The sequence below is a fragment of the Arthrobacter cavernae genome, from assembly GCF_017368795.1.
GTDB lineage: Bacteria > Actinomycetota > Actinomycetes > Actinomycetales > Micrococcaceae > Arthrobacter > Arthrobacter cavernae.
The window spans coordinates 1-7,483 of sequence record NZ_JAFNLL010000079.1 but is presented as its reverse complement, the minus strand read 5'-3'; the positions used below and the strand labels follow the sequence as shown (position 1 = coordinate 7,483).

Sequence of the window (7,483 nt, the reverse complement as noted above, 5' to 3'; positions counted from 1 at the left end):
TCGAGAGCCCCCAACCCCGGTTGGGGGCACTCCCATTTAACAAACAAACTGTGATGTCTCGACACATCGGTGACACTTCTGCATCAGGACTTCGGTGACACTCGATGCGTCAGGACATCGGTAACAGTTCCAGCGCTCACGGGTCAGGTTCTTACTGCGGAGCAGTCTGCTGGAATGCGTACCGTGCGGACTTGATCCCTACGTGCTTGGTCCCGACAGGTGGCCAGTTGAACTCGGCGATGATTTCTCCTTCCGAGTTGATGAACGTGATCGCCTCGCGTTCCCAGTCGATGACCACCTGCCGGTGAGCCATGCGCGTGGTCAGGCAGTAGACGACATCGTTGAAACGGACGGTTCCGTTGGAATAGACCTTCAGCGTGCGGCGCCCCGACGGCTCGGTGGTTTTGAAGCTGCCAAGGATCTTTTGCTCAGGCACAACCAACAGATGCTCGTCGTGGTCCGCGGCAAGCGTTGGTTCGGCTGGCCGGAGTGCGGCCGCCGGCACGGTCGGCCGGGGCACGGCTGGTTCCGGTTCGGGCAGCCTTGGACGTGGTGGTTCTGCTTTTTCGGTAGCCTCCCACGCCTGCTGGGGGGTGATTCTGCCTGGCAACCCCTGGTGAGGCCGTTGGGCGTTATAGATGACATCGAACCGATCGACATGCCCTTGCAGTTCGTTCAACGACGCGGCGATGGGCTGTTTGTCCAGATACCGGAACAGGGTCTGGTGGAATCTTTCGTTCTTGCCCTGAGTCGTGGGCTTGTAAGGTTTGCCGGTGATCATGGAGACGCCCAGGGAGTTCATGTAGGTCACGAGCTGGCCTTGCACGCCCAGGCGGGTGGGGTTCAGCGCGGACCCGTTATCGGTCAGTAGGCGTTGCGGCACCCCGTGGGCGGCCATGCCCTTCCTCGCCACCGTCAGGGCTGCTTCAGTGGTTTCTCCGGAGGCCACGTGGGAGGCGATGGCCAGACGGGAATGATCATCCTGCAGCTGAAAGATCACGCACTTACGCCCACCGGTGAGAACGTACTCGGTGGCATCAAGCTGCCAGCAGGCGTTCGGTGCCGGGTAGACGAAGCGCCGCCACGCGGCGCGTGGCTTCTTCTTCGGCTCGTTGCGGGCCAGATTCTTCTCGCGGAAGATCCTGGCCAACGCCGCGGTGGACGGAGCCGTCATCCCCAGGGACTTCATCTTGTCGTGCACGCTGATCGGACCGTGGTCCAGACCCGAGGACTCTAACGCGGCACGAACTTTGACCGACTGGGCTTTCACGGTCTCATCCAGACGTGTTGGAGAGGTCTTCGGCCGGCGTGACCGGGGCTCCAGCGCTGCTGCTTGTCCTTCATCCCGGGCGATCGCGAGGATCTTGTAGAACGTCTTGCGGCTGATGTCATGCGCTTGGCAGAACGTGGTCACGGCCCCGCGTGGGGCGTCCTCTGGCCACTGGGCGATTTCCAGCCGCAGCCGCGCATCAACGGAATCATTAGGTTTCACATCAGCCCAGTTCAACCCACAAAACCCGTTAACTATGGCAAAGTGTCACCACCAAGACCCCGTGTTGTGTCACCGATGTGTTGATGCGGAACTGTCACCGATGTCCTGAGACATAACAATTTAACAAACAAACAGCCCGCCCTACGCCAAGCACTCCAGCACTGCCTGGATCACGTGGCTGCCCCGATTGTCGGTCCTGTAGATGAGGTACTCCGTGATGGGCGGAATCCTGTCCGTGAAGTCGAGCAGGACCAGGCGGGGATGGTCGCTGAATTCATCCTCGCCGATGACGCCGATGCCGAGCCCGGCCATCACGGCTGCCTGCACGGCCTCGCGGCTGTCCGTTTCGAGAACCTCCTCCGGCTGCAGCCCTGCCTGGCTGAGAGCCTGCTCGATGCTTCTCCGGGTCACCGAGCCCACCTCCCGGATGATGAGCGGCTGGGTCACCAGATCCCGGAGGCTAATGGTCTTCGATGCCGCCAGCGGGTTGTCATTGCGCACGAAGGCCACCAGGTCCTGCGTGGACAGTGTCCTGGCTGTCAGCTCCGGGTGGGGCGTTTCGTCGGCGATGATTCCCACGTCCACGGTGCCGGAGAGCACGCGCTGCCGGATGCCGGCGGAGTTCCCGCTGACCAGCTGGACGGCGACGCCGGGGTGGCTCCGGCGGAACGCGCTCAGCACCCCGACGGCGTTGATCGGCGCATCGGTCCCGAAGCGGAGTTCCCCTCTCATGGCTTTCTGTGCGCGGGCCAGGATGGCCTCTGCTTCCTTCTCCGCAGCGAAGATCCGGGCCGTGACAGAGAAGAGGCTGCGCCCCAGCGGGGTGAGCTCCACCGAGCGGCCCAGGCGCTGGAGGAGCCGCGCCGAGTGGTGCTGCTCGAGCAGGCGGACCTGTTCCGAGAGCGTGGGCTGGCTGACACCTGCCGCTCTCGCGGCCGCCACGAAACTGCCGTAGTTGGCCACGAGGTGGAAGGCCCGCAGATGGGTCATATTCATAGGCATGACCTAAGTTTGCTATAGATATCCATGGTTGTCCCTATATTTCAACGCCCCGGCTGGGTAGCGTCAGTCCCGTGAAGAACCTTCCCTCGGCCCATGAGCCTCACGTCCTGGTCATCGGCATCGATGGCGTCCGCTATGACACCCTCCTCGCAGCGTCCACTCCGGCACTCGACCGGCTGGCGGCGTCGGGGGTTCTGCTTCCTGTCCGCGTGCACGAAAAGAACGCCACCATCTCCGGCCCCGTATGGTCCACGGTGGCCACCGGCGTCTACCAGGACAAACATATGGTTACCGCCAACAGCCACCACCCCGGTGAGCTGGACGGATTTCCGGACTTCACGGCACGGCTGAGGGCGGCCAGGCCCGGGCTCGAGACCATGGTTGCCGCAAGCTGGCACCCGCTGGCCAGCGAAGTCGAATGCGGCCCGATCTTCTCCTCGCGTGGTTGGGTGCCCACCCCGGACCCGGAAGACGCCAACGACGCCGGGAGCTGGGTCCTCGCCGACGACGCCGTTGCCGGGTAGGCGGCCCACCGCCTGGCGCGCGAGGACCTGGCCGCCGCTTTCGTCTACTTCGGCGAGGCCGACGTCGAAGCCCACAACCACGGCACCGGCGCGGACTACATGGCCGCGATTGAGCGCTGTGATGCCCGCATCGGGTGCCGGCGTACCGCCGGCCGTCGCGGCGCTGGACCACGCCGACATTACGGCGCAGGTGCTGGCGGTCTTCGGGGTTTCCGCGGAAGACACCGACGGCGTCCTCTTCGGCGCGCGGTAGGCCCGCCTTGACCCTGACCGTGACCGCCGTGGTCCTCTTCGCGGCCGTGCTGCACAGCGGCTGGAACGCCATTGCCAAGGCCATCCCGGACAGGCTGGCCGCCTCGACCCTGATCGCACTCGTCTACCTGGTCTCGGGCATCGCCGGCGCCCTGGTCTTCGGCATGCCGCTGGAGGCGTCCTGGCCGTTCATTGCCGCATCCGCATGCCTGCAGACCATGTACCTGATCCTGCTGACCACCTCCTACAAACACGGCGATTTCTCGCAGGTGTACCCGCTGGCCCGCGGGCTGGCGGTGCTCCTGGTGGCCGCCGTCGCCATGACTGTCCTGGCCGAACAACTGAACCCCGTCCAGCTGGCGGGAGTCGCCGTCGTCGCGGGTTCCTTACTGAGCCTGTCGCTGACCGGCGGCCGGACCGGCAACCGCAGGGCCACACTATTCGCCGTGCTGACGGGGATAAGCGTTGCCGCGTACACGCTGGTGGATGGGGTGGGTATGCGCCTGTCCGGGGAGCCGCTGGGCTATGTCGCTTGGCTGTTCCTGCTCCAAGGCGCCATGATTCCCATGCTGTGCTGGTGGCTGGCGCCCAGCCGCGGCGGGTTCGTGCGCGGCGTCAGGTCACATTGGAAACCCGGGCTGCTGGGCGGGTTCATGTCCATGCTGGCCTACGCGGTGGTGGTCTGGGCCCAGAGCCTGGCCCCGCTTGCGCTGGTTTCAGCGCTCCGCGAGACGAGCGTGCTGCTGGCCGGCGTGATCGGGGCGGTGTTCTTCAGCGAGCGGTTCAGCAGGGTCCGCATGGGGCTGACGGCCGCGGCCGTGTGCGGGATCGTCGCCCTGCAGCTGGGCTGACTAGCCGGAGAAGAACTCGGAAAGTTCCGCGATCAGCTTGTCCGGGGCCTTGTTGGGGCCGTCGTGGCCATAGCCCGGCAGGATGGTGTAGCTTGAGCCGGACAGCACGTCGTGGATCTGCCCGCAGGCAACCCCGAAGTAGGCTGGGCTCTTCTCGCCCACCACGATCAGGGTTTCCAGCGGCAGCTCCAGGAACGGCTCCGCGGGCATGTCCGCGGCGATGACGGCCTTGATCTCGCGCACACCGCACTGCATGAGCTCGCGCATCTGCCTGCCCATGGTGGTGCCGGCCGTCAGCTTGTTGGCCAGCGTCAGCATGGACAACGGCATGCGTGAGAATGCGCCGCCCGTCTCGACGCCCTTGACCAGCACGGCGAGGCCGCGATCGAAGTCTCCCGCCGCCGTCGCGCGTTCATACTCGGGAGCCCAGTCGGCCTTGACGCTGTGGTTCACGGAGACGGCGGGGTCGTAGACCGCGAGCCGTTCCACGGGGAGGGTGCGCGCGGCGTGCAGGGCCACCGCGCCGCCGAAGCTGTGCCCGAAAACGTCCGTGCTGGAGGTGTGCTGCATGACCGCGGCGAGGTCGCGGATGTCCACCGCAAGCGTGTAGTCCACCGGCTGCGGCGATGATTCGCCCCGCCCGCGGCGGTTGAAAGTATGGACCGGCCGGCCCAGTGCCGCGCTCAGTTTCTGCGCGAAACGCCCGTAATCGGCGGCGGTCACCATGGATGCGGGTACGACGACGACGCCGGAGCCGGCCGCCGCCAGGTCACCGCCGGTGGTGAAGACCTCCAGCGTTCCGCCGTCGGCCGTGGTGATGTTCTCGCGGGTCATGCATCGAGCCTAACGGAGCCGCCTGAAAGCCGACAGTTCGGCACGCACCCCCGGCTGTCTGTGTCACACTGCGGTTGTCACACTGCGGTTGTCACCCGCCCCAGCCTGGGCGGGGCCACGCAGCGCGCGGTTTTCCGCAGGAACGGGAGCGTCGAGTAAGATGCCCAACTCCCGGTAAACTTAACCCTTGTGACTGCTGAAAACACCCACTCCACAGAGCCCGCCGACGCCAGCGAACAGATGCACATCCGCATGGAAAAGCGCAGCAAGCTAATTGAACGCGGCGGCGAGGCCTACCCGGTGGGTGTTGAGCGGACCCATTCCCTCGCCGAAATCCGCGAGAAGTATGCGCACCTCGAGGCCGACGAAACCACCGGCGACACCGTGGGCATCACGGGCCGGATCGTCTTCGTCCGCAACACCGGCAAGCTGTGCTTCGCCACCCTCCAGGAAGGCGGCGTGGACGGCAAGGGCGTCCGGCTGCAGGCCATGCTGAGCCTGGCCAACATTGGCGAGGAAGCGCTCGCCGACTGGAAGGCCCTGGTTGACCTCGGCGACCACGTCTTCATCAAGGGCGAGGTCATCTCCTCGCGCCGCGGCGAACTGTCCGTCATGGCCGATTCCTGGTCCATGGCCTCCAAGGCGCTGCGCCCGCTCCCGGTCCTGCACGCCGGACTGAACGAGGAAACCCGTGTCCGCCAGCGCTACGTGGACCTCATGGTCCGCGATGAAGCCCGCGAAATGGTCTACCGCCGCGCGGCCATCACGCGTTCCGTCCGCGAAACCCTGGACCGCCGCGGCTACGTGGAGGTCGAGACCCCGATCCTGCAGCTCATCCACGGCGGCGCCACGGCACGGCCGTTCGAGACGCACATGAACGCCTTCGACCAGAAGATGACGCTGCGCATCGCCACCGAGCTCTTCCTCAAGCGCGCCGTGGTGGGCGGCATCGACCGCGTCTACGACATGGGCCGCGTGTTCCGCAACGAAGGCGTGGACTCGACCCACAGCCCGGAATTCACCACCCTCGAGTGCTATGAGGCCTGGGCCGACCAGTTCGTCATGGCCGAGCGCATGAAGGAAATCATCCTCAACGTCGCCGACGTCGTGGGCACCCGCACAATCCAGACCCACGCCGGCGAGATCAATCTCGACGGCGAATGGGCCTGGGTGGCCGTATACCCGGGACTGTCCGAGGCCATCGGCGTCGAGATCACCCCGGACACCACCGTGGCCGAGTTGCTGCCCCTTGCGGAAAAGCACGAGGTCAAGGTGGACCCCAAGTGGGACGCCGACAAGATCGTGGTGGAGCTGTTCGGCGAGATCGTCGAACCCACGCTGCTGAACCCGACCTTCGTCTACAACTACCCGCCGTCGGCCCAGCCGCTGGCCCGCCCGCACCGCGAGGACGGCCGCCTGATCGAGGCCTGGGACCTGATCATCGGCGGCATGGAACGCGGTACCGCGTTCTCCGAGCTGATCGATCCCGTGATCCAGCGCGAGCGGCTGACGGAGCAGTCGCGCCGTGCCGCGGCTGGCGACGTCGAGGCCATGCAGCTTGACGAGGACTTCCTGCGTGCACTCGAATACGGTGCACCGCCCATGGGCGGGATCGGCCTCGGCATCGACCGCCTGGTCATGCTGTTCACCGGCGCCGGCATCCGCGAAACCATCCTGTTCCCGCTCCTGAAGCCTGAAGGTCACTGATCATGGAATACATTGCTGTCCTGGCGCCGTCCGTTGTGGTGGGCCTCATCTTTTGGTTTGCGATGAAATCCATTTTCAATGCTGACAAGTCCGAGCGGCAGGCTGAAGCCCGCGCGCAGGCGGAGGCGGATTCGCGCAATTCCAAGATGGCCGGCGGCGACACGCCCGCTAAATAGCAGGACTTTCGCCTACCGCTATCCACAGGATTCATTTCTCCTTTGACGCGTGCCCTTGCCGTGGACGATAATTGATTATTAGATACCGTTCGATCTGAATATCCCTCCCGAGAGAGGCCTTTCATGGCACAGAAAGTAAAAATCATCCTCGTCGATGACCTGGATGAGGGCTCAGCGGACGAAACCGTGCGCTTCGGCCTTGACGGCGTCAGCTATGAGATCGATCTGTCGTCTGCCAATGTCTCCAAGCTGCGCGATGCGCTGGAACCCTTTGTTGCCAAGGCGCGGAAAACCTCGACCGGTCGCGCCACGCGCGGCCGTGCAACGGTCGCCCGGAGCCAGGATTCTGCACAGATCCGTCAGTGGGCGCGGGACAACGGCTTTACCGTAAACAGCCGCGGCCGCATTCAGGCCGAAATCCAGGAGGCCTACCTGAAGGCAAATTCCTGATATGCGGGTTCAATGCCCCCGGCGGATAAGCCGGGGGCATTGTCTTTTAACATCAGGCGCGTGCGGTAATGATTAGTCCAAACCTTGGAATTTCCTGTGAATGGCCGGGGAATGTTGCGGGGCCGCTATTTGAAGCCCGACGCCGGTCATTGGGGCTGATGTCTGGTGCCGGATTTGGCCCGGATTGTCCGCCGG

The 7,483-nt window shown here is 64.8% G+C and carries 9 protein-coding genes; 6 read left to right on the top strand and 3 right to left on the bottom strand.

Annotation, left to right across the window (positions count from 1 at the left end; all coding sequences use genetic code 11):
• Window positions 1-151: 151 nt before the first annotated feature.
• Both J1902_RS18690 and J1902_RS18685 read right to left on the bottom strand, forming a co-directional pair.
• A complete protein-coding gene (locus tag J1902_RS18690) occupies window positions 152-1,492 on the bottom strand; it encodes an integrase core domain-containing protein (protein ID WP_207617876.1) in 1,341 nt (446 codons plus the stop codon).
• A 141-nt stretch (window positions 1,493-1,633) separates the two neighbouring features.
• Window positions 1,634-2,494 (bottom strand): LysR substrate-binding domain-containing protein, encoded by an 861-nt coding sequence (locus J1902_RS18685; protein WP_242702219.1) that lies wholly within the window; start codon window positions 2,492-2,494, stop codon window positions 1,634-1,636.
• Window positions 2,495-2,565: 71 nt separating this feature from the next.
• Between J1902_RS18685 and J1902_RS19585 the strand changes: the two genes are divergently transcribed.
• The 3 genes from J1902_RS19585 (at window position 2,566) to J1902_RS18675 (ending at window position 4,121) form a co-directional block, all read left to right on the top strand.
• Window positions 2,566-3,018 carry an alkaline phosphatase family protein gene (locus J1902_RS19585; protein ID WP_307794495.1) on the top strand — a complete coding sequence of 151 codons (453 nt, stop codon included), beginning with the start codon at window positions 2,566-2,568 and terminating at the stop codon, window positions 3,016-3,018.
• A gap of 121 nt (window positions 3,019-3,139) precedes the next feature.
• Window positions 3,140-3,271, top strand: a complete 132-nt coding sequence (locus J1902_RS19770; protein ID WP_278253678.1) for a hypothetical protein — start codon at window positions 3,140-3,142, stop codon at window positions 3,269-3,271.
• Between the two features lie 7 nt (window positions 3,272-3,278).
• On the top strand, window positions 3,279-4,121 hold the full coding sequence (locus tag J1902_RS18675) for an EamA family transporter (protein ID WP_207617874.1): 843 nt from the start codon (window positions 3,279-3,281) through the stop codon (window positions 4,119-4,121).
• Here the strand turns inward: J1902_RS18675 and J1902_RS18670 are convergent, their stop codons facing one another.
• The gene (locus J1902_RS18670; RefSeq protein ID WP_207617873.1) at window positions 4,122-4,955 is read right to left on the bottom strand and encodes an alpha/beta fold hydrolase; all 834 of its coding nucleotides are present in this window, start codon (window positions 4,953-4,955) and stop codon (window positions 4,122-4,124) included.
• Window positions 4,956-5,195: 240 nt separating this feature from the next.
• On the opposite strand from J1902_RS18670, the gene lysS reads away from it, so the two are divergent.
• The 3 genes from lysS to J1902_RS18655 all read left to right on the top strand — a co-directional run bounded on the left by lysS (window position 5,196) and on the right by J1902_RS18655 (window position 7,288).
• On the top strand, window positions 5,196-6,662 hold the full coding sequence (gene lysS, locus J1902_RS18665) for a lysine--tRNA ligase (RefSeq protein ID WP_242702220.1): 1,467 nt from the start codon (window positions 5,196-5,198) through the stop codon (window positions 6,660-6,662).
• A gap of 2 nt (window positions 6,663-6,664) precedes the next feature.
• Window positions 6,665-6,838 carry a hypothetical protein gene (locus J1902_RS18660; RefSeq protein ID WP_207617871.1) on the top strand — a complete coding sequence of 58 codons (174 nt, stop codon included), beginning with the start codon at window positions 6,665-6,667 and terminating at the stop codon, window positions 6,836-6,838.
• Between the two features lie 123 nt (window positions 6,839-6,961).
• Window positions 6,962-7,288, top strand: a complete 327-nt coding sequence (locus tag J1902_RS18655; RefSeq protein ID WP_207617870.1) for a histone-like nucleoid-structuring protein Lsr2 — start codon at window positions 6,962-6,964, stop codon at window positions 7,286-7,288.
• Window positions 7,289-7,483: the final 195 nt, after the last annotated feature.